The organism is Neobacillus sp. NPDC093127, from assembly GCF_044754175.1.
Classification (GTDB): domain Bacteria; phylum Bacillota; class Bacilli; order Bacillales; family Cytobacillaceae; genus Neobacillus.
Window position 1 is genome coordinate 225881 of record NZ_JBIVOP010000006.1, and the last position, 24872, is coordinate 250752.

Annotated in this window: 23 protein-coding genes; 7 read left to right on the forward strand and 16 right to left on the reverse strand. The window is 39.3% G+C overall.

All coding sequences use genetic code 11. From position 1 onward, the window contains the following. Window positions 1-3 precede the first annotated feature (3 nt). From ACIQCO_RS11105 to ACIQCO_RS11120, 4 genes are all read right to left on the reverse strand, one after another. The gene (locus tag ACIQCO_RS11105) at window positions 4-516 is read right to left on the reverse strand and encodes a DUF3189 family protein (RefSeq protein ID WP_400428463.1); all 513 of its coding nucleotides are present in this window, start codon (window positions 514-516) and stop codon (window positions 4-6) included. Between the two features lie 130 nt (window positions 517-646). Continuing rightward, complete coding sequence (locus ACIQCO_RS11110; RefSeq protein WP_400428465.1) at window positions 647-817, reverse strand: XapX domain-containing protein; 171 nt, start codon at window positions 815-817, stop codon at window positions 647-649. A gap of 24 nt (window positions 818-841) precedes the next feature. Further along, window positions 842-1516, reverse strand: coding sequence for a deoxyribose-phosphate aldolase (gene deoC / locus ACIQCO_RS11115; protein ID WP_400428467.1), 675 nt, complete (start codon window positions 1514-1516; stop codon window positions 842-844). A 128-nt stretch (window positions 1517-1644) separates the two neighbouring features. Then, a complete protein-coding gene (locus ACIQCO_RS11120; RefSeq protein ID WP_400428469.1) occupies window positions 1645-2595 on the reverse strand; it encodes a DNA-binding transcriptional repressor DeoR in 951 nt (316 codons plus the stop codon). A gap of 278 nt (window positions 2596-2873) precedes the next feature. Between ACIQCO_RS11120 and ACIQCO_RS11125 the strand changes: the two genes are divergently transcribed. Beyond that, on the forward strand, window positions 2874-5048 hold the full coding sequence (locus ACIQCO_RS11125) for an MMPL family transporter (RefSeq protein WP_400428471.1): 2175 nt from the start codon (window positions 2874-2876) through the stop codon (window positions 5046-5048). A 26-nt stretch (window positions 5049-5074) separates the two neighbouring features. Here the strand turns inward: ACIQCO_RS11125 and ACIQCO_RS11130 are convergent, their stop codons facing one another. From ACIQCO_RS11130 to ACIQCO_RS11155, 6 genes are all read right to left on the reverse strand, one after another. Then, entirely contained in the window at window positions 5075-5629 is a 555-nt protein-coding gene (locus ACIQCO_RS11130; protein ID WP_400428473.1) for a 2-oxoacid:ferredoxin oxidoreductase subunit gamma family protein, read from the reverse strand. Further along, on the reverse strand, window positions 5626-6378 hold the full coding sequence (locus tag ACIQCO_RS11135; RefSeq protein WP_400428475.1) for a thiamine pyrophosphate-dependent enzyme: 753 nt from the start codon (window positions 6376-6378) through the stop codon (window positions 5626-5628). The genes ACIQCO_RS11130 and ACIQCO_RS11135 overlap by 4 nt, the downstream gene beginning before the upstream one ends. After that, window positions 6375-7439, reverse strand: coding sequence for a 3-methyl-2-oxobutanoate dehydrogenase subunit VorB (locus tag ACIQCO_RS11140; protein ID WP_400428477.1), 1065 nt, complete (start codon window positions 7437-7439; stop codon window positions 6375-6377). Before ACIQCO_RS11140 ends, ACIQCO_RS11135 begins: the two co-directional genes overlap by 4 nt. Window positions 7440-7461: 22 nt before the next feature. Beyond that, window positions 7462-7692, reverse strand: a complete 231-nt coding sequence (locus ACIQCO_RS11145; RefSeq protein ID WP_400428479.1) for a 4Fe-4S dicluster domain-containing protein — start codon at window positions 7690-7692, stop codon at window positions 7462-7464. Window positions 7693-7707: 15 nt separating this feature from the next. Then, the gene (locus ACIQCO_RS11150; protein ID WP_400428481.1) at window positions 7708-8385 is read right to left on the reverse strand and encodes a hypothetical protein; all 678 of its coding nucleotides are present in this window, start codon (window positions 8383-8385) and stop codon (window positions 7708-7710) included. Between the two features lie 169 nt (window positions 8386-8554). Then, the gene (locus tag ACIQCO_RS11155) at window positions 8555-8875 is read right to left on the reverse strand and encodes a hypothetical protein (RefSeq protein WP_400428483.1); all 321 of its coding nucleotides are present in this window, start codon (window positions 8873-8875) and stop codon (window positions 8555-8557) included. Window positions 8876-9075: 200 nt separating this feature from the next. On the opposite strand from ACIQCO_RS11155, the gene ACIQCO_RS11160 reads away from it, so the two are divergent. From ACIQCO_RS11160 to ACIQCO_RS11185, 6 genes are all read left to right on the forward strand, one after another. After that, complete coding sequence (locus ACIQCO_RS11160) at window positions 9076-11214, forward strand: YhgE/Pip family protein (protein ID WP_400428484.1); 2139 nt, start codon at window positions 9076-9078, stop codon at window positions 11212-11214. Between the two features lie 76 nt (window positions 11215-11290). Further along, window positions 11291-12400, forward strand: coding sequence for a metallophosphoesterase (locus tag ACIQCO_RS11165; protein WP_400428486.1), 1110 nt, complete (start codon window positions 11291-11293; stop codon window positions 12398-12400). A gap of 164 nt (window positions 12401-12564) precedes the next feature. Next, window positions 12565-13845, forward strand: coding sequence for an ArsB/NhaD family transporter (locus ACIQCO_RS11170; protein ID WP_400428487.1), 1281 nt, complete (start codon window positions 12565-12567; stop codon window positions 13843-13845). Window positions 13846-13855: 10 nt separating this feature from the next. Beyond that, the gene (locus ACIQCO_RS11175; RefSeq protein WP_400428489.1) at window positions 13856-14134 is read left to right on the forward strand and encodes a hypothetical protein; all 279 of its coding nucleotides are present in this window, start codon (window positions 13856-13858) and stop codon (window positions 14132-14134) included. Between the two features lie 161 nt (window positions 14135-14295). Beyond that, on the forward strand, window positions 14296-15792 hold the full coding sequence (locus ACIQCO_RS11180; RefSeq protein ID WP_400428490.1) for a sensor domain-containing diguanylate cyclase: 1497 nt from the start codon (window positions 14296-14298) through the stop codon (window positions 15790-15792). Between the two features lie 276 nt (window positions 15793-16068). Next, window positions 16069-17193: an ATP-binding protein gene (locus ACIQCO_RS11185; RefSeq protein WP_400428491.1), complete on the forward strand. Its 1125-nt coding sequence runs from the start codon at window positions 16069-16071 to the stop codon at window positions 17191-17193. A 124-nt stretch (window positions 17194-17317) separates the two neighbouring features. On the opposite strand, the gene ACIQCO_RS11190 is transcribed toward ACIQCO_RS11185, so the two are convergent. The 6 genes from ACIQCO_RS11190 to ACIQCO_RS11215 all read right to left on the reverse strand — a co-directional run bounded on the left by ACIQCO_RS11190 (window position 17318) and on the right by ACIQCO_RS11215 (window position 24608). Further along, on the reverse strand, window positions 17318-18340 hold the full coding sequence (locus tag ACIQCO_RS11190; protein ID WP_400428492.1) for a CAP domain-containing protein: 1023 nt from the start codon (window positions 18338-18340) through the stop codon (window positions 17318-17320). A gap of 101 nt (window positions 18341-18441) precedes the next feature. Beyond that, entirely contained in the window at window positions 18442-19167 is a 726-nt protein-coding gene (locus ACIQCO_RS11195) for a GntR family transcriptional regulator (protein ID WP_400428494.1), read from the reverse strand. Window positions 19168-19255: 88 nt separating this feature from the next. After that, a complete protein-coding gene (gene nagB, locus ACIQCO_RS11200; RefSeq protein ID WP_400428496.1) occupies window positions 19256-19978 on the reverse strand; it encodes a glucosamine-6-phosphate deaminase in 723 nt (240 codons plus the stop codon). Then, window positions 19965-21170 (reverse strand): N-acetylglucosamine-6-phosphate deacetylase, encoded by a 1206-nt coding sequence (nagA, locus tag ACIQCO_RS11205; protein ID WP_400428497.1) that lies wholly within the window; start codon window positions 21168-21170, stop codon window positions 19965-19967. The genes nagB and nagA overlap by 14 nt, the downstream gene beginning before the upstream one ends. A 121-nt stretch (window positions 21171-21291) precedes the next feature. After that, entirely contained in the window at window positions 21292-22458 is a 1167-nt protein-coding gene (gene yhbH, locus ACIQCO_RS11210) for a sporulation protein YhbH (protein ID WP_400428499.1), read from the reverse strand. Window positions 22459-22712: 254 nt separating this feature from the next. Further along, window positions 22713-24608 (reverse strand): PrkA family serine protein kinase, encoded by a 1896-nt coding sequence (locus ACIQCO_RS11215; protein WP_400428500.1) that lies wholly within the window; start codon window positions 24606-24608, stop codon window positions 22713-22715. Window positions 24609-24872: the final 264 nt, after the last annotated feature.

Sequence of the window (24872 nt, forward strand, 5' to 3'; positions counted from 1 at the left end):
TTCTTACTTATACATTTTATTTTCCAATACTATAACATTTTCTGAGAAGGTAGTTCTCCCCACTTCTTTCGTATTTTGAACTAAGCGATAAACATTATCACAGCATTGTTTAGCTCCTTTGACTAATAACGGTACCCCGATAAAATCAATTTTCAAACCTCTTGAAAAAAATCCCCCCATTGACATTATAAAGGGAACAGTCGGCGATGTATTGGAAAAGACAATCTTTTCATCAAATTTAAATTTTTCCTGTAATAATAAACTCATTTCTTTTAATGCTGGAACTACATATTTATTCCTTTTCCGTCCAATCGTATACACCGAATGGCCATCCTCGTCAACCCCATGTAAAATTAGCTTTCCAAAATCTTCTTTCGTTAATTGATTAAAATATTTTACATTTAAAATTTCTTCAGCACTAAGTTTCCGTTCTGATTGTGGTAATTGTTTCAAATGATAAGCCGCTGCTAATGAAGTGGTATGTGTCCCGCCATAATCATTATAGATATAAATCATGGTATCATCCCTTTTGTATTATCTACACATAATATGCGCTTTTATATAGACTTCGATTCTTCTGAAGAAATAGCGAAAAAAAAGAGAAGCCTAATCAATGTTGATTAGCTTCTCTTTTCTTCACGGAAATTTAATGCTGAACTAACTTCAAAATCCAATCAAGGAGAACGCCGCCAAAATAAACGCCGAAAACACCTACTACTGCTGAAAATACTGGAGGTGCAGGCAATGGCAGTTTTAAAAACTTAAACAACATCCCAACAACTAATCCAGCAATTAATGCCAATATTACTTCTTTCATCTAGTTAACCTCACATTTATAAAATTAATAATTACTATTAGAAAGCTCACCTTTAGCTATTGAAACACCTGAACTTGCACCAATACGCGTTGCTCCAGCTTCCACCATTGCAAGCGCGTCTTCACCGCTTCGGACACCACCAGATGCCTTCACACCAATTTCAGGACCGACTGTTTGGCGCATTAGGCGAATATCTTCAACTGTTGCACCGCCTGTTGAAAAGCCTGTAGAAGTCTTCACAAAGTCTGCCCCCGCTTTTACCGAAAGCTCACATGCTCTTACTTTCTCTTCATTCGTTAAAAGGCATGTTTCAATGATTACCTTTACTAGAGCTTTTCCTTTTGCAGCTTCCACTACGGCTCGGATATCTCTTTCAACCAAATCGTTCTCTTTATCCTTAAGTGCCGCAATGTTAATTACCATATCGATTTCGTTTGCGCCATTTTCAATTGCATTTTTGGTTTCAAATGCTTTTGTTTCAGGAGTTGCGGCCCCAAGAGGAAAACCAATTACCGTACACACTTTCACCTCAGGAGTATTAGCAAGCATTTCTGCTGCAGTCTTTACCCAAGTAGGGTTTACACAAACAGATGCAAAGGAATACTCTTTTGCTTCCTCGACTAATTTGATAATCTCTCCTCGAGTTGCATCAGCTTTTAATAATGTATGATCAATCATGTTAACAACATTTTGTGTCATGTGAATATCCTCCCCAATTAATAAAGTATTTATATAAAAGTATCTAAGATATTTATCAACAAAGTAACTATAACAAATAAGTTGAACATTTGTAAATACATTTATGAACAAATGTAAAATTTTTAATTTTAGTCCTTTTTATCAAGTAAAAATTGTGCTGTAAATTGGTCTGTAATCAGCACATTTGCATACTCGCCCTTTAATGCGCCGTAAATTCCTTCAATTTTATTCGGTCCGCCCGCAACTAAGATGGAGTACTCCTTCTGCCGGAGGTTTTCTAAATTAACGCCAAGCGTCCGTTCGTTTAAGCTTTCGTTACATATTTCCCCTTGTCGGTCAAAGAAACGCGAGCAAATATCGCCGACCGCCTTTCCGTAAAGAGAGTCCAAGTCACTTTCTGTAAAATAGCCTAATTGAAACAATAAAGAGTCCGTTTTAATGGAACCAATCGTAAACAAAGCGATATTTGCCTGGACACCCAGCTCTAATATCTTTCGAATATGGCGGTCTGCCTCCATTGCCTGCTTCACGACAGCATGGTCAACAATCGCAGGCAAAGGAAGATTGTGCGGTGTTGTATTATAGGCTTTACCGAAAAGGTACAATATTTCAGATGCGTACGTGTTCGTTTCCGCATGACTTACACCGCCTTTTAATTGAACAACATGGACGTTTTTCACATATTTCTGCTTTAGTTCGATAGCGATATGATATAGTGTCGTTCCCCATGTCACACCGATAATGTCATCATCCTTAACAATTTCATCAAGATACACGGCCGCCTTTTCCCCAAGGTAATTCTTGATAATATGGTTTTCGTATTGCGGGATGGAGGCTACAACTGCTTTTTTCAAATTGAACTTTTTTTCTAACTGCATGGCTAAATTTGCAACGTCCTCTGTAGGGTCCATAATACTAATCTGGACAATGCCCTCGCTTTTCGCCTGCTGTAATAATCGGGAAACAGTTGGCCGTGAAACCCCCAGAAGCTTAGCAATATCGTTTTGGTTATAATCTAATAAATAATATAATTTAGCTGCTTCAATCACCTTAGTTAACTTTTCTCGATCCACAAACATCACCTTACATCTAAAATATTTACCTTATTGTAACAAAAAATCCGAGTGAGTCCATAATTTCTTTACATTTGTAAAATCAACATTGAACATTTTTGTCTATTCCATTAGTTTAACCAAATGGTGAATTTTCATCTTGTATTCGGGGGAAAATTGACAGAACGAGCGAGGGGGTTCCCTTAGTCATATTAGTAATGACACGAAATAGTCATCCGAAATATTGGTTTTCTTCTGTATACTATAATCAGGAAATCATTCCCTTATAAAAAGGAGACGAGATCGTGCAGAAATTAGCGGGATACATATACCGAAATCGAAAATGGGTATTGATGTTTTGGATTTTAGCCATTTTTTTGTTTGGATTTTTAGCTTTAAAATTACCATCAGTTTTAAGCGGTAATGGCTTTGAATATAAAGGCGATTATAATGAAACAAGGAAAATACTTGAAAGAGACTTCGGACAGGCCAAATCATCGATTATCCTTGTTTTCGAAAAGGATAAAGCTGTCAGTGACAAGAACTTCAAGAATTTTATTGATGGCACCTTTGAAAAATTAACGGATTTTGATGGGGCAGAAAAGATTATTTCACCTTACGACCGAGACGGAATGATCAAAGATCAATATGCCTATGGAATTCTTACTTTTAACAAAAACGCAGAGAGCCTAGGGAAGGAAATTGCCGAATTAAAGGATTTGCTAAAAAACAAACAGGGCTTAAAGGTCACCATGACAGGGGAACCAATTATTGTTCAAGACCTAAATGCTGCAAGCCAAGAAGATTTAGCAAAGGCGGAAATGATTGGACTGCCAATTGCCCTAGTGGTCCTCGTCCTTGCATTTGGAAGTCTTGTCGCAGCCTCTCTGCCGTTAGTCATCGGGATCATTTCAATCCTCATCACCATGGGAACTGTATACTTTTTTAGTTATGGCGCTGATTTATCCATCTTCATCTTAAATATTGTACCGATGATTGGCCTTGCCTTAAGCATTGATTTTGCCTTGTTATTTATTAATCGCTATAAAGAAGAATTACAAAGCAAATCGATTCAAGAAGCGATTGAAATAACGATTGCAACAGCCGGCCGCTCGATAATTTTTTCCGGTCTTTGTGTTTTTATCGGCTTATCAGGTCTTTGGTTTATTCAAATTGATATTTTTCAAAATGTTGCCCTTGGCGGCATGACGGTTGTGTTTATTTCTGCGTTATGCGCGTTAACTTTTCTCCCTGCATTACTTGCAATAATAGGAAAAAACATCAATAAATTGAGTGTACTCAGGATATCTAGTGCGCAAACAAGCATTTGGCACAAGCTTGCTCAGTTTGTGATGCGTCGTCCCGTTCTGATGGCAGCGGCGGCATTGGCTATTCTGCTGATTGGGCTCCTGCCGGTTAAGCAAATGACCTTAACGATACCGGGCACAGATTCTCTTCCGGCGAAATACCCGTCTAGATTAGCAATAGAAGCCTACAAAGAACATTTTATCGCGAAAGATAAACGTGATGAGAAAAAGGTAACGATTGTCCTTGAAACCCGTGGAGACGTCTGGGAAAAAAACAATATTAAAAAAGTAACTAAGGTCATCAATGAATTAGAAAAAGATCGACTTGTCGATACAGTTGACTCTGCCTTTTCCGCAACAGGAACTAAGGATGACGTACAACTTTTACAACTGCTTACTTACGGGGATAAAGCAAAATTAGCTCCCGTGAAAGAATACTTTATCAGAGATAATAAAATGCTTTTGGAAGTGTATTTAAAAACCGGAGATCATTCTACAAAAGCAAGAGATTGGGTAAACACATGGTCTAATAAAGAGTTAGGAATAAAGGCATCATTTGGCGGACGGATTAAATTTGAACAGGAAATCTTTACGGAAATTGTCAAGAAGGCTCCCTATGGATTATTGCTGATCGTTATTTCAACACTCATTATTCTTATGGCAGCCTTTCGCTCGGTGCTCATTCCGGTAAAGGCGATTTTGATGAATGTGCTAAGCTTAGGGTGTACGTTTGGGATTGTTGTCTGGGTTTTCCAGGAAGGGCATTTCGGAATAACTCCTGTTACTATTGGTCTAATTTTACCGGTGTTTGTTTTTACGCTTGTGTTCGGACTTTCGATGGATTATGAGGTCTTCCTTATCTCCAGAATTCAAGAGTTTTACTTAAAAACAGGTGATAACAGCGCAGCAACAATATCTGGTTTAACTTATACGAGTAAAATAATTACCTCGGCAGCTGCCATCATGATTGTGGTTACCGGTGCCTTTGCCTTCACGGGCGTGATGCCGATTAAACAATTAGGTGTCGGAATTGCGACGGCGATTTTTATTGATGCTACCATTGTAAGGATGGTCCTTGTCCCAGCGTTAATGAAGCTGCTTGGTGACTGGAACTGGTGGTTCTTTGGCTACGAGAATAAAAAACAGCATAACTCCCGAAAAAAACCAGCCTGATTTTATTGCGGGCTGGCTTTTCTTATTTAGGATATTTCTATATTGACAAGTGAGGCACCCTTTTTCAATGCTTGTTTGTTCACCTCAATCAAATGATGCTTATCAGTTGAAAGAACTTTCTTTAACGATTCAATAATGGATTCAGTTGAAACTAGTTTTTTCAATTCCAAAAAGGCACCTAATAAAATCATATTGGCTACCCGGGAATTCCCTAAATCATTAGCCATATCCGTTGCTGTTATTTCAATGACCTTAATATCCTTTCGCTCTGAAGTTCTAACCACGAGGGAAGAATTAATGATCAACAACCCTTCATGTCGGACACGCGGCTCGAACTTGTCAAACGAAGGGTTATTTAAAACGATGGCCGTTGAGGGTCTGGTTACAAGCGGTGATCCAACTGGTTCATCACTTACTACAACCGCACAATTTGCTGTTCCTCCCCGTTGTTCGGGCCCGTATGAAGGCAGCCAAGAAACACCTTTTCCCTCAAGCATTCCCGCGTAGGCAATGAGCTGTCCCATCGACATAACTCCCTGCCCGCCAAATCCGGCAATGATAATCTCTTCAAGCATGTTCATTTCACTCCCTCTTTGTTCTTATAAACACCAAGAGGATAGACGGGAACCATCTGATCTTTCACCCACTCAAGCGATTCAGCCGGATCAAGTCCCCAGTTTGTCGGGCAGGTCGATAATACCTCAACCATTGAAAAACCTAAGCCCTTTTTCTGCGTTTCAAATGCTTTCCTGATCGCCTTCTTTGTCTTCTGAATATGTGGGACATCATGGGTGGAAACCCGTTCAATATAGGCAGCCCCATCCAGTGTCGCCATCATTTCGCACACTTTAATCGGCGACCCTTGGATGCTAATATCTCGGCCAAATGGGGTTGTCGCCGTTTTTTGGCCAATTAATGTGGTCGGTGCCATTTGCCCGCCAGTCATTCCATAAATCGCATTATTAACGAAAATTACCGTGATATTCTCGCCTCTTGCGGCAGCATGAATCACTTCACTAATTCCTATCGAGGCAAGATCGCCATCACCTTGATACGTAAAGACAATTCGATTTGGCAGTACCCGCTTCACCCCTGTTGCGACAGCAGGTGCCCGGCCGTGAGCAGCCTGCGTCATGTCACAGTTAAAATACTCATACGATAACACCGAACATCCGACAGAGGCAACACCGACAGTATCTTCTAAAATATCCATTTCTTCTAATACTTCACCAACAAGACGGTGGATTACTCCATGTGTACAGCCGGGGCAGTAATGTGTTGGCTTATCCGTCAGTCCATTCGTTTTTTTAAAAACCGTTTTCATAGTCATACTTGAACACCCCTAGCAACCATCATAATCTTATCGTATATTTCTTCTTGGGTAGGGACGACTCCGCCGGTTCGGCCATAGAAATCTACGGGAGCATGGCCATTGACTGCCAATCTAACATCCTCAATCATTTGCCCGGCACTCATTTCAACGGATATATAGGCTTTTACTTGGTCCCTTGTTTCAATGAACGGCTTTTCTGGGAATGGCCATAGGGAAATCGGTCTAATCAAGCCAACCTTGACCCCTTCTTGCCTTGCCTTGTTAATCGCATTCATCGTTATTCGTGCAGTCGTTCCGAAGGCAACCATGATATATTCGGCGTCATCTATTGAATAGGTTTCATAGCGGATCTCATTTTCCTTTATGCGCGCGAATTTCTGTTGAAGATTACAATTTCTTCTCTCAAGACTCTCGGCATCAAGCTCAAGCGATGTTATGATTTTCGGTCCGCCATCGCCGCGCGTGCCAGTTGTTGCCCATTCCTTCTTAAACTTCTCTGTTTCAGTACGTTCGCCAAACTCAACTGGTTCCATCATTTGTCCCAGCATACCATCGCCCATCAATATCACCGGTGTCCGGTAACGGTCAGCAATATCGAAAGCCTCCTTTGTTAATTCAACAATTTCCTGCAGGCTGGCGGGCGCTAATACAGGCAGATTGTAATCGCCATGTCCCCCGCCTTTTGTGACTTGGAAATAATCCGATTGGGCCGGTTGAATATTTCCTAATCCTGGACCGCCGCGAACGATATTACAAATAACTGCAGGAAGTTCGGAGCCAACTAAATAAGAGATTCCTTCTTGTTTCAAGCTAAATCCTGGGCTTGAGGAGGATGTCATCACCCTGACACCCGTGCTCGCTGCGCCATAGACCATATTGATAGCGGCAATTTCACTCTCTGCTTGCAAAAATAATCCGCCGACCTCGGGGAGCCGTCTTGCCATATAGGCAACTAGCTCACTCTGCGGCGTAATTGGATATCCGAAGAAATACTTGCATCCCGCATGCACTGCTGCCTCTGCAATCACTTCATTCCCTTTCATTAACACTTTCCCCATATAAAAACCTCCATTCTATCAATCACACAGTTTGCAAGATTTTAACTGGCCGGTAGACAGCGATTACCGCATCTGGACATATTTGCGCACACTTTGCGCAGCTAATGCAGTTTTCCTGATCGACAACCGCTGCCGGCCTGTAGCCTTTACCATTTAAATAGTCTGTTAGAAAAATAACATTTGTCGGGCATACTTGAACACAAAGACTGCAGGATTTGCAATTGTCCTCATTAAAAACGACTTTTTTCTCCATGTGGATTCAACTCCTTTAACTCTCCCAAGGTAATTTCATGTACCGTTCGATAAATACAACTTGATGATTTCTCGCAAAATCTTCGGCTTCCTTTTTTAAATGGGCTGAAATAGTTGTATATAGAAAAGGAATATCCAGCTCTTCTGCTAAACAACTGCTTAACTGATAACCATTTTGAATATCTTTCATCGTTGTTTCAGTGCCAATATTTGAGTTATTAATAATCCCGGTTACCTTTAAGCGTGAGGCATTTTCAATCTGCTCAACCGTATATTGAGCCCCAGCTACAGTACTGACATACGGGCGATTCCCATTTAGGACAAACAGTAATTCCGGACTTAAATCCTTCCATTCATGATAATATTGTCCTAAAGCAGCTGCCCCGTCTTTATCACCGCCGGCATCAACGATTAACCGGTATCTTGGATCGTGCAGTACACGATAAATTTCACCGGACACTATTGGGAGATCGGCAGCTGCAAGCCGATTCTTGGGAGCTAGCAATTCAACATCATGCTCCTGAAAGATGCTCGCTGCATCCCTTGAACGATAATAAGGGTTAATAATATCCAAATCATTAATGGCGGTTTTTTCATGTTTCTGTCTCTCAGCCAATGCTAAATTAATGGCGATCTCTGTTTTCCCGCTGCCAAAGTGACCGGATAGAATGGTAATTTTACTTAATGAATTCAACTGTCCTAATCCCTCCTCCCACTATAACTGAAAGCGTTTCCATCAATTCAGATTGGAAAAATCCGCCGATTTCCATCAATCATTATAAAATACTTTTCGATAAATCTCTTTGACTAATGTCACACTGCAATTCAGAAAATGCACAAAAAGAAGTTCCGAGGAACTTCCCTTATGACATAAATGAGAGAATTACTTTTTGCGGCAGCTCTGTTTCGCTATCTGTCTTTCTTTTTAGACGTTCACAAGATGGCATTTCAAATGAAAAATCCTCTACGTTTGGAGGAATAACTCCCCTTTGCTGTAACCGATCAAATACCCGTTGCATTGCATCTTCGGTTGTAACCGTTTCTGTTGAATCTTCCAACTTAAAACATTCCACACATGTTTCAATGATATTCTCTTCAATTTGTTCTTGGGCAAACACTAATTTAGCGCCTGCAATTTGCTCAACTTCCTGATTCTCTAATTCAATGATGGTTGTAATATTCATACTGTTTCCCCTCCACGTTAATATAGCTTCATTATAAAGAATTTTCATTATGGATATTTTTAAAAACGTATTAATTCATTTTTTATTCATATGTTTTTGACAACTTTCTGTCCATTATCAAAAAATTTCCCTATCCCGAATCAACTGCCAAATCAGACAGATAATAAAATCAAATGAAGAATTTTAGGTGGTTAGCATAAATGAGAAAGGTTTTAAAAATTTATCAAGACGATCTGTTGAGTATTGTTACCAATTGGGGTGCCGCAATCATCATCACCGCGTTGATGATCCTCCCGTCCCTTTACGCCTGGTTCAATATTAAAGCCTCTTGGGATCCCTACGGTAATACGAAAGGCATTCCAATTGTTGTTTCAAATGATGACACGGGCGCTGTATTAAAAGGAAAAAATATTAATATTGGCAGGGAAATTATCAAATCTCTAAAAGATAATAAATCGCTTGGCTGGAAATTTGTCGATACCGCTGAAGCCCAAAAAGGGGTCGAGCGCGGTAACTATTTTGCCAGCGTTACGATACCAAAGGATTTCTCAGCAAAAATCGCTACCGTAATAAATGATAACCCGGAAAAGCCTGAACTCATTTATGCAGTGAACGAAAAAATAAATGCGATAGCCCCGAAAATAACAGCTAAAGGGGCAACCGGGATAAAAGATGAAATTAGCAAGAATTTTATTAAGACAGCAAATGGGGTAATTTTCGACATTTTTAATCAGCTTGGAATAGAGCTCCAAAAAAACCTGCCAGATATTGAAAAATTGAAAACAATGATTTTTTGGCTGGATGACCACTTGTCCGAAGCCGAAAATATCATCAACACCGCAGATGAAGATGCGGATCAGGCTCATAAAATAATCGCCGATCTACAAAGTAATATTACAAAAGTAGAAGAGATTATTGTTCGGGCCCGTGATGTATCCGGACAAATAACCACGTTTCTTGACCGCAATGAAGAAACATTTGCAAACCTAGCTCCGACCGTTAAACTAAATCTAATTTATATGCAGCAAACAGCTGGAACCCTCCAGCAAATTACTGACCTGTTATTATCGGATACCGCAAATGCTGAGGATAAAAAAAGTGCAATAAACGAAGGTATAACCCGCCTAAATACGCTCATTAAGCTGGATACACTCTTAATCAGCCTGTTTGAAAAACTTAATGGGATGGGAAACTCCTCCGCCTTTGATCCGCAATTGGCAATGTTAACACAACAAAAGAATTCTTCAGAGAATCTGTTAAACAATCTTAAAACAATCCAAGGCCTTGAAGCACTTTCAATGACATTATTAGAAATGACCAATCAACTTTCTAAGGAGTCTTCCTCGAACCTTGGGTCAATACTAAATCAATTCGACTCACAGATTGCCCCTAAAATTAAGCAAGTAGGCGATACAGCAAAAAGAATCCCGACCAAAGCGAACGATATTCTTACGAATGCAGAAGAAACGCTTCCGCAAGTAAAGGGAATACTTGCCGATGCTTCTAACGGAATAGCCATTGGGGAAAGAGACATCGCTCTGATAAAAAGGAATTTCCCCGCGGTAAAACAGAAAATCTCCTTTCTTGCCAAGAAAATTCGCGAATTTGAAAAATCAGAGGATATTCGTGAAATCATTGATTTACTAAGAAACGACGTCCGAAAGGAAAGTGACTTTTTTGCCAATCCAGTTCTGTTAAAGGAAAAACGGCTTTTTCCAATTCCAAATTACGGTTCAGCGATGTCACCGTTTTTTACTACCTTAGCCCTTTGGGTTGGCGCCACGCTGCTTATTTCGATGGTTCCAGTTGGACTAAATAACTTGCCGGAAAACTATCATCCGAATCACCTTTATTTAGGGCGATTTCTAACCTTTTTAACGATTGGGTTAGGGCAAGCAGCTATTGTCTCAATTGGGGATATCTTTTTACTGAAGACATATGTAGCTGCTAAACTGTGGTTTATCCTTTTTGCGTTCCTAATTAGTGCTTTATTTATCTTAATTACCTACACGCTCGTTTCCATTTTCGGAAACGTTGGTAAGGGATTGTCAATTGTTTTTCTTGTTTTACAAATATCAGGGTCGGGCGGAACCTTCCCCATCCAAGTCATGCCAGCCTTTTTCCAAAAACTCAATCCGTATTTACCATTTACCTATGCGATTAGCCTAATGAGAGAAGCAACTGGCGGAATACTTTGGGAGGTAGTGAAAAGAGACCTTACAGTCTTGCTATTTATCGCTATTATCTCATTATTATTCGGTTTAATATTGAAAGGTCCAATTGAAAAGTATGGCGGCCGTCTTAAAAGGAAAGCACAAGAAAGCAGGCTGATTCATTAAGGTTTCCCTTATAATTCTTATAAATAAGCAAATACTACCATTACTTTTAAAAAAGTTCATCATGGAGGTTATCATATTGCTTAAAAAGAAAATTGCTTTTCCACTCATTACAATCATTCTTTTTTGGCATTCATTTCCTACTCTTTTACATGCAGTCGAAAATAATCAAGGAATAGTTGAATTAAGAATTCTTGAAACGACAGATTTACATGCAGATTTAGTTAATTATGATTATTATCAGACAAAGACAAATCAGCGAGTTGGTCTCGTCAAAACAGCCTCACTTATCCACCAGGCAAGAAGCGAAGCAATGAATACGTTATTATTTGATGTCGGCGACCATTTAAAGGGAAATCCACTTGGAGAGTATTTAGCTAGAATCAGGGGGATGCAAAAAGGAAAGGTACATCCGGTTTATCGAGCCTTTAACTATCTAAACTATGATGCTATTGCCATCGGGAATCACGAATTCAACTATGGGTTAAAATTCTTAAATACAGCCTTAAAAGGTGCGAAAATGCCTGCTGTCAATGCCAATGTCTTTTCCGTAAAAAAGAATAAGCCTTACTTTGCTCCCTATGTCATTCTTAAAAGGAATGTGGTTGACTTATCCGGGCGTCAGCAAGAATTAAAAATTGGCGTAATCGGTTTCATGCCCACACAAATTATGAGCTGGGACCGAGCCAATCTTGAAGGAAAAGTCTTTGCCAAACCAATTGTAGATGCAGCGAAGGAATTTGTGCCCATCATGAAGGCTGATGGGGCAGATATTATCATTGCCCTTGCCCACACTGGTATTAGTAATGAAGCCTATCGCCCCGACACCGAAAATGCTGTTTATTATTTAACACAAATTCCCGAAATTGACGCAATACTTGCTGGACATTCGCATAGCACCTTCCCTGGACCCATTTTTCAAAACCTGCCTAATACTAATTTGGAATCAGGTGCAATCAATGGTAAACCCGTTGTGATGGCTGGTGCCTTTGGGAACCGGCTTGGGATTATTGACCTTCGGATGGAACATAGAGCAGGTAAGTGGAAAGTCTTAGAAGGTACTTCCCAAACAAGACCAATTGCCGATGATAACGGATTGCCCCTTGTAAAGAGAGATAAACGGTTATTTAAATTAGTAAAACGAGAGCATGAAGAAACAGTGGATTTTATCAGAAAAATAGGGTTATAACATCGACTTAATTTTCAGAAAAATTATTTCTTTACATCTAAAGAAGAGTTTAATAAAATAAAGATAATTTAATATATGGTGAATTATGGTGGAGTCTGTCAAAACAGGCTCCTTTTGTATTTTTTTAAGACACCATATAAATTCTTAGGAGAAGAGGTCGGTAAATGTCAACTCAGGCAATCATCGCAATTGGGGTATTTCTTATCACATACGCCTTCATCGTCACCGAGAAAATACACCGTACCATCATTGCCATGGCAGGCGGTATCATGATGGTCCTGCTCGGCATCGTCGGGCAAGAAAAGGCACTGCATCATATTGATTTTAATACACTCGGCTTATTGACTGGAATGATGATTATTGTCGCTATTACCGCCGAGACAGGTCTGTTCAAATACATAGCAATATGGGCAGCTAAAAAAGTGAAAGGAGATCCATTAAAAATATTAGTCGTCTTAGGAATTATAACCGCCCTTGGTTCTGCCTTTTTAGATAATGTCACAACAGTTCTTTTAATGGTTCCGGTTACCTTCAGCATCACCAGACAATTACGAGTGAATCCGATCCCTTTTTTAATAACTGAGGTTATTGCTTCAAATATTGGGGGAACCTCTACACTTATCGGTGACCCGCCGAATATTATGCTCGGCAGTGCGGTAAAAGAGCTTACCTTTATGGCGTTCATCAACAACCTAACGGCTATTTCATTCTTTATCCTATTTGTTAATATCGCAATATTGGCTTTCATTTACCGAAAACAGCTTCGGACATCTGACGAATTAAAGGCAAACCTTATGGATATGGATGAAAAAGAAGAAATTACTGATAAAACCCTTTTAAGGAAGTCTTTAATTGCTCTTACCGTCACTATCTTAGGCTTCTTTCTGCATCAACTGCTTCACATTGAGTCGGCAACCGTGGCATTAACCGGGGCTTTTCTGTTACTTCTCTTAACCGGTGAAAAATATTTGGATAAGGCATTTTTGAAGGTTGAATGGACAACCATATTCTTCTTTATCGGTCTTTTCGTTCTTGTCTCGGGATTGATTGAAACTGGGGTTATTTCAAAATTAGCAGATTATTCCGTTCACCTTACCGGAGGAGATGTAAAATCGACAGCGATTTTAATACTATGGGTTAGTGCGATTGCATCCGCATTTATTGATAATATACCGTTTGTCGCTACAATGATTCCAATGATTAAAGATATGGGGGAACTTGGAGTCAGTAATTTAGAACCGCTATGGTGGAGTTTATCACTGGGTGCCTGCTTGGGCGGTAACGGTACGTTAATTGGGGCCAGTGCTAACGTGATTGTTGCAGGGCTTGCCGCAAAGGAAGGTCATTCGATTACATTTGGTAAATTCCTATTAATCGCCTTTCCTTTAATGATCCTTTCCATCGTCATTTGTACGGTGTATATCTACTTAAGGTATTTAATTTAGGAGGTTACCGATGAATATAGATTATAAATATGACGAAAACCTTCTCGAACTGAAGGAAATAGCTAACGGGGATGATATTGAATTCTTGATTACATTATTTGATAGTGAGTTAAAGAAAAGACTAATAAAAGTTCGCGAGTTTTTTGAGGACAATAAAATCTTAACCGATATCCATTATTACATTCATCCTAACAACAAGTATCAAGTCATCGTAAGAAAAGATTTTTATAATGAATTTTTGATTCAATTATTTAGGCAGGAATTGCTGCAGGAGATTAAATGGAGATAAATGTTCGGCTGCCAAATTACTGGCAGCCGTTTTTTATGTCGAATTATTATTTTTTTGTCATAAATATCAAATTCATAGTATAATTGGAATGCTTTACTCATTTAAGGAAATTAATCCTCACAATACCAGAAGTACTTCAATTTGATTTCAGGAGAATTTACATGTTAAGAGATTTTATTTCGAATGCTACACTATTAATAGCTTCCTTCTCAATGATGGGAGTGTTATTTAAAGATAAGCCTTTACGCTTTTCCTCACCTTTATCATCTAAACTTTTATGGGGGATTTTTTTCGGGGTTCTTGGTAATATTCTAATGTTGTTTAGTATCCAGATAAATTCCGAAAGCATTGCTGACTTACGCCACTTGGCTATCGTTATTGCAGCCTCATTTGGCGGATTTATACCGGCAATCATGGCATCTGTTATTATCGCAATTGGAAGAATGATCCTTTTCGGTTTTAGCCATGCGGCCATACTCCCATCAATTGGGGCATTATTAATTGGACTCGTTTGTGGGACGATATCACAGCTTCGGCTTTCTCGCACATTAAAGGCCTTTGTTATGAATCTTTGCGCTTTGTTAATTCTATCAATCATCTTTTTTATAAAAATTGATGATTTACATACCCTTAAAACTCTTTTAACCATTCATTATCTTATTTCATTAATTGGTGGTTTTATAGCGTATCACTTTTTTGTATTCGTTGTGGAATCAAATGAAGCACAATATAAATTAAAAGAAACGGAAGAACGTTTTCGGTTAATTGCTGAATATTCTAGTGACATGATCACGATGCACAATGAAAAGGCAGAGTATATTTATATTTCTCCGGCAGTGAAAGAAATCATCCATTTTGAATATCCAGAATTACTAGGGAAAAAGATGGAGAATTTTATCCATCCTGAAGATGTCGAACGTACGAATGAAATGTTCGAAAAAGCACTCCATGAGGGTGTTGCTGAATCAACCTACAGGTATCGTTCAAGTTTGGGTGACTATGTTTGGATTGAATCGACGCTAAAGAGCGTCCACTTCGAAGAAGACGGCAGCAAAAAGGTCATTATCGTTTCAAGGAATATTACTGAACGGAAATTAACTGAACAAAAGTTACAAGAGGCTAATGAGCTGCTAAATCGACTATCCTATATGGATGGTTTAACAGGTATCTCAAATAGAAGATATTTTGACGAAACGCTTGCGAATGAATGGATCAACTCGATTTCATCCAATTCGCCAATTACCTTAATCATGTTCGATATTGATTACTTTAAAAAATACAATGATACCTACGGTCATCTTACTGGAGACTTTTGCTTGCAGTCCATTGCCGGAGCCATAAAAAGTAAAATTAGCGATAACTCAGATAATACTTTTTGTCGTTATGGCGGGGAAGAATTTGCTCTGATCTTGCCTTCTACTAAAACAAAAGATGGAATGAAAGTAGCACAACACATTCAGGAGACCATTCAGTCACTTAGAATTCCTCACAGCAGCTCGGAAATTGCAGATATCGTTACACTAAGTATTGGTCTTGCTACCATCGTTCCTACTTCATCAGCAACACCGCAGGCGTTAATCAAAATGGCTGATTCCGCCCTTTATTTATCTAAATCAAATGGCCGAAATACCATCACAGCCTACAAATATAGTATGTGAGGGATTGTTTATAGGCAATTCCCTCCTTTTTATGAAAACCAGTGCGGAGTGTCGTTTTTTTCTTATTATTTCACAAATTCTGTTGTATCTTGTTGCAAATACATGTAAAATTTCCCTATCGGGCCTTAATGGATGGTGATGTTAATGGAAATTACAAAACACCTTTTCTTAAATCTCTCCATATTAATCATACTATTATTTTTTTGCTTTATCTTTCTCGAAAAAAATAAAAAATTCACCTTGTCTAAATCCTCTATTATATTATTTTTTTTCGTTATGATATGGATCTGTATACAATTCTCCTATAATCCGATTTCTTATGCCAGGTATGATTTAAGGAGTATTCCATTAGTCATTGGCGCCCTATACCTCGGTATCGGTCCAATTCTTGTGGTGGCAACTATTGTCATCAGAAGTTTCTATGGAATAAATGATGGCTTTTATCAATCAATCATTCTTTATGTTCCATTTTCGATTGCCGCATGGCGGTTATACCCCTGGTTTTTAAAGCAGCTCCCTCTCCGACGTGTTTTTATTTCCGTTTGTTTGGGCATGGTGATTGGAGCTCTTACAGTTTTCGGGATGGAATTAGAGAATAACAACTCCTATTGGCTGGATGCCTGGTTTGCTTACCTTGTTATCCCTGCATGCGGAATCGGGATTATTTCCTATTCAATTGAATATTTTAAAGAAAATATAGAAATAAAGCAGCAGCTAATTAAAGCAGAAAAGTTAAAAGCTGTTGAACAAATGGGAGCTGCCATTTCTCATGAGATTCGAAATCCACTGACAGCTGCAAGCGGATTTGTCCAGCTGCTCGAAGATGATTATCTTTCAAGGCAAAAAAGGAAAGAGTACTTGTCCATCGTAAGAGAAGAACTACGTTCGGCTGAAAGGGTTATTCAAGATTATTTAACCTTTGCCAAGCCCTCAATTGAGATGTCCAAGGAGATTAATGTAAAAAGTGAACTCAGGCAAATAATCAATCTTCTTCAGCCATTAGCTAATAAAAATTCGGTCGAAATAGTAACGGATTTTTCAATCATTGGTTTTATAACCGGAGACCCTCAAGCGTTTCGTCAATGCTTTGTCAATGTGATGAAAAATGCGATTGAAGCAATGCCAAATGGCGGTTATTTAACAATCTCAACAGAGTATAGTCAGAACTTTGTTACAATAATTGTCAGTGACACAGGAATCGGAATGTCGCAAGAACAACTTGAACGACTTGGAGAGCCGTTTTATTCAACAAAAGGGAAAAATGGTACCGGTCTCGGAATGATGGTTGTTTATAGTATCGTCCGTGCCATGGATGGTACCGTAAATGTAAAAAGTGGGATGGGTACAGGTACAGCTTTTTATTTTGAATTTCCTGCTATTACTATCAGCAAGAACAATTAAGAACCGACGGTGTTTTTTATTCAACCGTCGGTTCTTTATAAGTTCCATATCATTGAACTTTGAGAATTGTCTGCTTCAGCGCCCTAGCGGAGAGACACCGCTGACCATAGCGCTTACGCTTTTCTTATTTCCCAATAAACATTTGTGACCAGTGTTTTCCCGCTTCTTCAAATCCTACCCCTATATGAGTATAATTTGCGCTGAGAATATTTTTGCGATGTCCTTCACTATTCATCCAAGCAGTCACCACTTCTTGCGGCGAGCGTTGACCCTGGGCAATATTTTCGCCCGCTGATTTATAAGTCACGCCAAAATCCCTCATCATGTCGAACGGGGAGCCATATGTTGGACTAGTATGTGAAAAATAATGGTTTTGCTGCATATCTACTGCTTTCTTTTGGGCAACGCCGTTTAACTGAGTATCTGCTTTTAACGCTGGAAGCCCATTTTTACTTCGCTGTGTATTTGTTAAATCGATGACTTGTTGGACATATTGACTAACCGTTCCAGTCGCTGGTGCGTTAGTTTGTGTCTGTCCAGGTTGCTTTGGTGCCGGCGTTGGTGTTTGCTTTGGCGCCGCCGGTGCTGGCTGTGTTTGCTTTGGTGCTGCCGGTGTCGGCTGTGTTTCCTTTGGTACTGCCGGTGTCGGCTGTGTTTCCTTTGGTACTGGTTGTGTCTGCTGCGGCACATTATGTTGTACCGGTGTTTTGGCTGTTGGTCTTTGCTGCTGATAATACGATGGGACTTGTTGAACTACGCCTGGCTGAAACCCATTTCCTTGTCTTGGATCCATGGTAATAAACTGATATTTCGCATCTTTTATTAACACAGCCCTTGTGTGAGGATACTGATCACTGTTCATGGTTGTTTGATAAGCCGAAATCATATCATCGTTTTTTCGGTCATTATTTTTCACATTAAACAGATTAAAATCATCCCGTCCTCGATAACGATCATTCACAGTTAATGGTCCATTATTGTCAATTCCGTTATTATAACGAACATCAATAGGATTGTTTCGGTTTGTGTTCATCCCTACCCTATTGTCAGTATGTTCATTAAGATTATTTTTATCGTTGTTATTACAAGCAGCAAGTCCCACTGTGAGAATCGCTGATATTAGGACGCCAACAGGTTTTTTTATCAATCGAACTTCCTCCTTTTGCAAAAAAATCTCTTGCCTTCTTATTTTTCATTTTTTCAGGAGAAAGTATTAATGGTAATAAACGTCTTTTAGGACCAATATCACTACGACCGTTTCATCTGAATCATAAATTTGTAACGGTCCGCACGGTAGACTGATTTTACAAATTCAACAGGAGTACCATCCTTTAAAAAGGAATTTCTTTGGATTAGCAATACTGGTGCCCCTTTAGTAATTTTTAAATATTTTGCTTCGTCTAGACTAGCAATTGACGACTCGATAATTTGTGAGGCGCTGTCAATGCTTAGGTTTAATTGATTTTCAATATGCGCGTATAAAGATTGGTTCACAATTTGTTCGGTAATACCCTTAATGAGATTCGCTGAAATATAATTAGTTTCTAATGCCATTGGTACCCCATCTGCTAAGCGAATTCGTTTGATATCATAGACTGGATCATCTTCGGGAATAGATAGCAGCAAGGAAATCTGACTTGGAGCAGGAATAATTTTCAAGTGAATCAGTTCGCTCCCCGGCTCCAAACCCCTGGCTTTCATATCCTCCGTAAAACTTGTCAAACCTTGTAGCGTTTGTTCAATTTTCCGTTCAGAGACAAAAGTTCCCTTTCCTTGGATACGATGTAAATATCCCTCATTGACTAGTTGTGTAAAGGCCTGTCTTACTGTCATTCGGCTAATTTGGTATTTCTCTGCATATTCTCTTTCTGCTGGCAATGAATCTCCAGGTCTTAACTCACCTTTTTCAATTAACTGTTTAATGTTTTCTTCCAGTTGATAATAAAGCGGGATGGGGGAATTCTTATTAATCATTCTCCTTTTACACCTTTCTGCATTAACCCGCAAGTTACGGGAGTTGGACTATCTAATTTAAAGTAGCAATACTTCAGTGGCTAACCTGTTAATCAGCCACTGCTGCTTTATCCGCAATTATTGTAACCCGTGGATGATTTTTCAAAATTGAGGCAGGAAAACTTTCATCGACAGAACCGTTCATAAGTTTATCCAGTGCTTCTTTTTTACTTTCCCCGGAAACGAGGAGTAGAATTTCTTTACTTTTCATAATGGTTGATATCCCCATCGTTATTGCCTTCGTAGGAACTTCCTCCAATTGGGTAAAGAATCTTGCGTTTGCTTCGATTGTAGATGGGGCTAAATCGACAATATGTGTTATGGAATGAAAGGATGTCCCCGGTTCATTAAATCCGATATGACCATTGCCGCCAATTCCAAGGATTTGTAAATCAATCCCTCCATTTTCAGTAATTAATTCTTCGTAGCGAAGACATTCCCTTTGGATATCACTAACATCCCCTTGTGGGATATGTGTTTTCCCTTTGTTAATATCAATATGATTGAAAAACAAATCATTCATGTAATAGCGATAACTATTTTTATTTTCACCTGAAAGTCCAATGTATTCGTCTAAATTAAAGGTTGTTACGTTACGATAAGACGTCCCGTTCTTTTGATGATCTTCAATTAAATGTTTATAAGTTCCGATTGGTGTCCCGCCTGTAGCTAGGCCAAGTTTTATGCTTGGAAGATTTGTTACCCTGTCGATTATATATTCAGCAGCTTTTTCACTCATTTGCTCGTAATTCTCTACTTCAATCATTTTCATTAGTTTCTTCCTTTCTAAAAGCAGTTAATCCGCGGCATATGGTCATATAGACTTCCATATTTTCATCGATAATAATGATATCTGCATCTTTCCCTACTGTAATACTGCCTTTCCGGTCATAAATATTCAATTGTTTGGCAGGGTTCACAGATGCCATTTGAATGGCCTCTAAAAGAGAACAGCCCGTATAGGTCAAAGTATTCTTGACAGCATGTCCAAGCTTTAAAATGCTTCCAGCAAGTGTTCCATCATCAAGAACAGCCTTTCCATCTTTAACGGTAACTTCTTGACCCCCAAGATCATATTTGCCATTTTTCAAGCATTTTGCCCGCATGGAATCTGTAATTAAGATTAATCCCTCGCTCGTCTTTTGTTTGTATGCGAGCTTTACGATTTCCGGATGGACATGAACCCCATCGACAATGATTTCAGCAATTAATTCATCGTGCAGGAATGCAGCCCCAACAACACCTGGTTCACGGTGGTGTAATCCCCTCATTTGATTAAAGAGATGGGTTACGTGGTTTGCACCAGCTTCGATGGCTTCGTTTACCTCTTCAAAGGTTGCATCGGTGTGACCAATTGAAGCGATGATCCCCTCTTCCTTTAAAAAACGTATCATTTCTAAACCACCAGGTCGTTCGGGTGCTATGGTGACAAGTTTAATATTTCCCTTAGTCAGTTCCTGCCACTCCTTAAATAAGGCAAGGTCTGGGTCAATGATATGCTGGATTGGCTGTGCCCCTGCTCTTTTAGCGTTCACAAATGGCCCTTCTAGATGCAGACCAAGTATTTCTGCTTTCCCCGGGGATTGCTGCCCTTCGATATATTGTCCGGCATTTATTAATGCCCTTTCAATTTGTTTACCTTCTTGCGTCATGGTTGTCGCTAAAAAGCTAGTTGTTCCTTCTTTGGGGAGGGCTGCGGTCATTGTATCCAGCGCTTCCTTTGTAGCATCCATTGTATCGGCTCCATTAACCCCATGAATATGAACATCGATAAAGCCTGGAATGGCCTTAAAGCGGGCTGGGAGTTCAATCACTTCACATTCATCTTCATTTGTTAGCTGTTCGATTAAACCTATTTCGATTATTTTTTGACCATTTATTTTCACATATCCATTTTCAATCATATTTTCTTCTGTATAAACTTGAATTCCTTTAAGTAAAATAGGAATATCATTCGAAGTCATCCTCATTACATCCTTTCGGGTTATGGCTTAATCTTAACATTAGCTGTGTATAGTAGTCTATACCAATTGTTTCCCCAAAAAAATCGACGGGTGTCAGGCACCTGCCGATTTTTCTTTAATCCTACGCATACAAACTTGTTTCTTCTTTTTGAAAGAAGCTCTTCATCGCATGAAATACATCTGCTTTTTGTTTGAGAATATAATAGCGGAAATGTTCATCCTTGATGTTCTTGTAAGCAGACATTAAAGTCGAATGACGGTTGTATTGATTGACCTCGCCATAGCCGAACATATTCGAAACCTTCATTAATTCTTCTACTAATTTCACACAGCGGGCATTATCTGATGTGAGATTATCACCATCTGAAAAGTGGAATGGGTAAATGTTGAACTTTCGTGGGCTATATTTGGCATCAATGATCTCCAGGGCTTTGCGGTATGCGGATGAACAAATCGTTCCACCGCTTTCTCCTTTCGAGAAGAAGTCTTCCTCAGTAACAACCTTCGCCTCGGTATGGTGGGCAATAAATTCAATTTCGACCGTTTCATACTTAGTTCTCAAGAAACGGGTCATCCAAAAGAAAAAGCTGCGAGCCATGTATTTTTCCCAAATACCCATAGAACCACTTGTATCCATCATCGCGATGACTACCGCTTTCGAATCTGGTTTCACAATTTCATTCCAAGTTTTGAATTTCAAGTCATCCTTGTAAATCGGGTGAAATGCAGGTTTACCATTCATGGCATTCCGTTTAAAAGCAGACATCATCGTCCGTTTCTTATCAATATTTCCCATTAAACCTGTTTTGCGGATATCGTTGAATTCAATGTTTTCAACTAAATGTTCTTGCTCTTCTTTTCTTTTAAGATTCGGAAGCTCTAATTGCTTAAATAATTCTTCCTCCAACTCCATTAATGACACTTCTGCCTCAAAATAATCCTCACCGGCTTGATCCCCTGCACCTTGGCCTTTGCCAGGACCTTTCTGCCCGCTTGAACCGTCACGTGCCACTACGTCCCCGACCTGACTGTCACCGTTCCCCTGGCCCACGTGTTTGTTTTTCTCATAATTATAACGAATTTTATATTCGTCCAATGATCGTATTGGAATTTTTACCACATCTCGGCCATTTGACATAATTATGCTCTCTTCTGTAATTAAGTCTGGAAGATTGTTGCGAATTGCCTCCTGGACTTTTTCCTGATGCCGCTGCTGGTCATCGTGGCCTTTACGGTGGAGGGACCAATCTTCTCTTGAAATGACAAATTGATGGTTATTAACTGACAATGTAAACCCCTCCTTATCAAATTATTCAAATTAAAACTGCACACTTTTGAATCACTAACATACAATAACCCGAGTGAAAAAATTAGATAAAATATAGATTACTTTATCCTATGCAGAAACGCAGAATAATTTACAAATAATTTCGACAATTGGTTTTTTGCCTATTAAAAATGGACAGGTTTACCTATTTAGTGACTAAGAAAAAATAAGACTGACAGATACGTTCTGCCAGTCCTCACTATTTTAATTCTTCATTATCGATTTAATAAGCTTCCGACATATCTCAGCAATTCATTTGCTGATGTCGAGTTGTAGCCATGTTCGTCAATTAAGCGGGCAACAACATTATTGATTTTCTTCAACTGCTGTTCGTCAGGGGTTTTTGATGAAGTGGTAATCTTCACTACATCTTTTAAATCAGCAAACAGCTTCTTCTGAATGGCCTCGCGCAGGCGGTCATGGGAGTTATAGTCAAAGCGCTTTCCTTTTCTCGCAAAGGCAGAAATTCTGATTAATACCTCTTCCCTGAAGGCTTTCTTTGCGTTTTCAGAAATACCAATTTGTTCCTCAATCGAACGCATTAGTTTTTCATCCGGATTGATTTCTTCCCCAGTTAACTGGTCACGAAGCTTTGATTTATTGCAATAGGCCTCAACATTGTCCAGATAATTATCCATTAATGTTTTTGCCGATTCTTCATACGAGTAGACAAACGCTTTTTGAACCTCATTCTTGGCAATATTATCATATTCTTTCCGGGCTAAGGAGATATAATTCATATATCGTTCCCTGAGCTCGGCAGTTATTGACGGATGTTGATCCAGCCCGTCTTTGAGAGATCTTAGAACATCCAACGCATTAATGGAAGGTACTTCTTTTCGAATGATTGTGGATGAAATTCGGTTTATTACATAACGCGGGTCAATCCCGCTCATGCCTTCATCAGGATATTCCTTTTTCAGTTCATCAACGTCTGCCATATTAAACCCTTCTACGCTTTCACCGTCATAAAGACGCATTTTCTTCAATATATCAACATCGCCTTTTTTCGGTTCCTTAAGGCGCGTAAGAATGGTAAACATTGCAGCTACTTTTAATGTATGCGGGGCAATGTGAACATCAGATACATCACTTTCGTTTATCATTTTTTCATAAATTCTCTCTTCTTGAGAAGCCTTTAAATTATAAGGAATTGGCATAACAATAATTCTGGAATGGAGCGCTTCATTTTTCTTATTAGAGATAAAGGAGCGATATTCTGTTTCATTAGTATGCGCGACTATTAATTCATCCGCTGAGATTAACGCAAACCTGCCTGCTTTAAAATTTCCCTCTTGTGTTAGCGACAGCAAATGCCAGAGGAATTTCTCATCACATTTTAACATCTCCTGGAACTCCATCATCCCCCGGTTCGCTTTATTAAGCTCCCCATCGAAGCGGTAGGCCCTTGGGTCTGATTCCGATCCAAACTCCGCAATCGTTGAAAAATCAATACTTCCTGTTAAGTCAGCAATATCCTGTGATTTCGGATCGGATGGACTAAACGTACCAATCCCTGTTCGTTTATCTTCCGAGAAGAAGATTCGTTCCACTAAAACGTCCTCAATTCGACCACCATATTCCTGCTCGAGCCGCATCATGTTCAGTGGTGAAAGATTGCCTTCAATCCGAATCCCGTACTCATCATGGAAATCCTTGCGTAAATGATGTGGAATAAGATGAAGCGGATCCTCATGCATCGGACATCCTTTAATAGCAAATACAGAACCTCTATCTGTGAGTGAATAAGCTTCCAGCCCTCTTTTTAACATCGTGACAAGCGTGGACTTCCCCCCGCTTACCGGACCCATTAACAGTAAAATCCGCTTTCTAACATCCAATCTTTTTGCTGCCGGATGAAAGTATTCTTCAACAAGCCGCTCAAGTGATTCCTCTAATCCAAATAATTGGTTGCTAAAGAATTCATACTTCTTCGTCCCTTTTTCTTCGGTAATTCCAGCGTCCTTAAGCATATTATAAACTCTTGAATGTGCAGATTGTGCTACCCATGGCTTCTCTTTCAACAACTGCAAATAATCAGCGAACGATCCTTCCCAACGGAGCTTTTCTTCTTCCTCGCGAAACATCTCGATTTTTTTTAGAATATCCATATATACCCTCCCCCTGGAGCTTAATCAGAGACGATTAATATACTCTATGCATCTATAGACTTGAACATGCGTGACCCAAAGGAGTTACTGTCTATCTTTTTTGTTACAATAAAATGAAACTTGCCCTTTTCATTTTGGAAAGTTAGGCTATAATAAAAATATATAATCATCCATAATGATAAGTTGTATGACGAAGGGAGCAATACATAACATGAACACTTTCATCGTTATTTTAGTAATGATTGCATTCTTAGCAGCAATCTT

Coding starts and splice junctions, on each gene's coding strand:
- ACIQCO_RS11105 (WP_400428463.1), bottom strand. CDS start 516: ATGATTTATATCTATAATGATTATGGCGGGACACATACCACTTCATTA.
- ACIQCO_RS11175 (WP_400428489.1), top strand. CDS start 13,856: ATGAATATAGATTATAAATATGACGAAAACCTTCTCGAACTGAAGGAA.
- ACIQCO_RS11170 (WP_400428487.1), top strand. CDS start 12,565: ATGTCAACTCAGGCAATCATCGCAATTGGGGTATTTCTTATCACATAC.
- ACIQCO_RS11185 (WP_400428491.1), top strand. CDS start 16,069: ATGATATGGATCTGTATACAATTCTCCTATAATCCGATTTCTTATGCC.
- ACIQCO_RS11145 (WP_400428479.1), bottom strand. CDS start 7,692: ATGGAGAAAAAAGTCGTTTTTAATGAGGACAATTGCAAATCCTGCAGT.
- nagA (WP_400428497.1), bottom strand. CDS start 21,170: ATGACTTCGAATGATATTCCTATTTTACTTAAAGGAATTCAAGTTTAT.
- ACIQCO_RS11155 (WP_400428483.1), bottom strand. CDS start 8,875: ATGAATATTACAACCATCATTGAATTAGAGAATCAGGAAGTTGAGCAA.
- deoC (WP_400428467.1), bottom strand. CDS start 1,516: ATGACACAAAATGTTGTTAACATGATTGATCATACATTATTAAAAGCT.
- ACIQCO_RS11120 (WP_400428469.1), bottom strand. CDS start 2,595: ATGTTTGTGGATCGAGAAAAGTTAACTAAGGTGATTGAAGCAGCTAAA.
- ACIQCO_RS11135 (WP_400428475.1), bottom strand. CDS start 6,378: ATGACTATGAAAACGGTTTTTAAAAAAACGAATGGACTGACGGATAAG.
- ACIQCO_RS11110 (WP_400428465.1), bottom strand. CDS start 817: ATGAAAGAAGTAATATTGGCATTAATTGCTGGATTAGTTGTTGGGATG.
- ACIQCO_RS11140 (WP_400428477.1), bottom strand. CDS start 7,439: ATGGGGAAAGTGTTAATGAAAGGGAATGAAGTGATTGCAGAGGCAGCA.
- ACIQCO_RS11130 (WP_400428473.1), bottom strand. CDS start 5,629: ATGAACATGCTTGAAGAGATTATCATTGCCGGATTTGGCGGGCAGGGA.
- ACIQCO_RS11160 (WP_400428484.1), top strand. CDS start 9,076: ATGAGAAAGGTTTTAAAAATTTATCAAGACGATCTGTTGAGTATTGTT.
- nagB (WP_400428496.1), bottom strand. CDS start 19,978: ATGAAAATGATTGAAGTAGAGAATTACGAGCAAATGAGTGAAAAAGCT.
- ACIQCO_RS11180 (WP_400428490.1), top strand. CDS start 14,296: ATGTTAAGAGATTTTATTTCGAATGCTACACTATTAATAGCTTCCTTC.
- ACIQCO_RS11195 (WP_400428494.1), bottom strand. CDS start 19,167: ATGATTAATAAGAATTCCCCCATCCCGCTTTATTATCAACTGGAAGAA.
- ACIQCO_RS11215 (WP_400428500.1), bottom strand. CDS start 24,608: ATGGATATTCTAAAAAAAATCGAGATGTTTCGCGAGGAAGAAGAAAAG.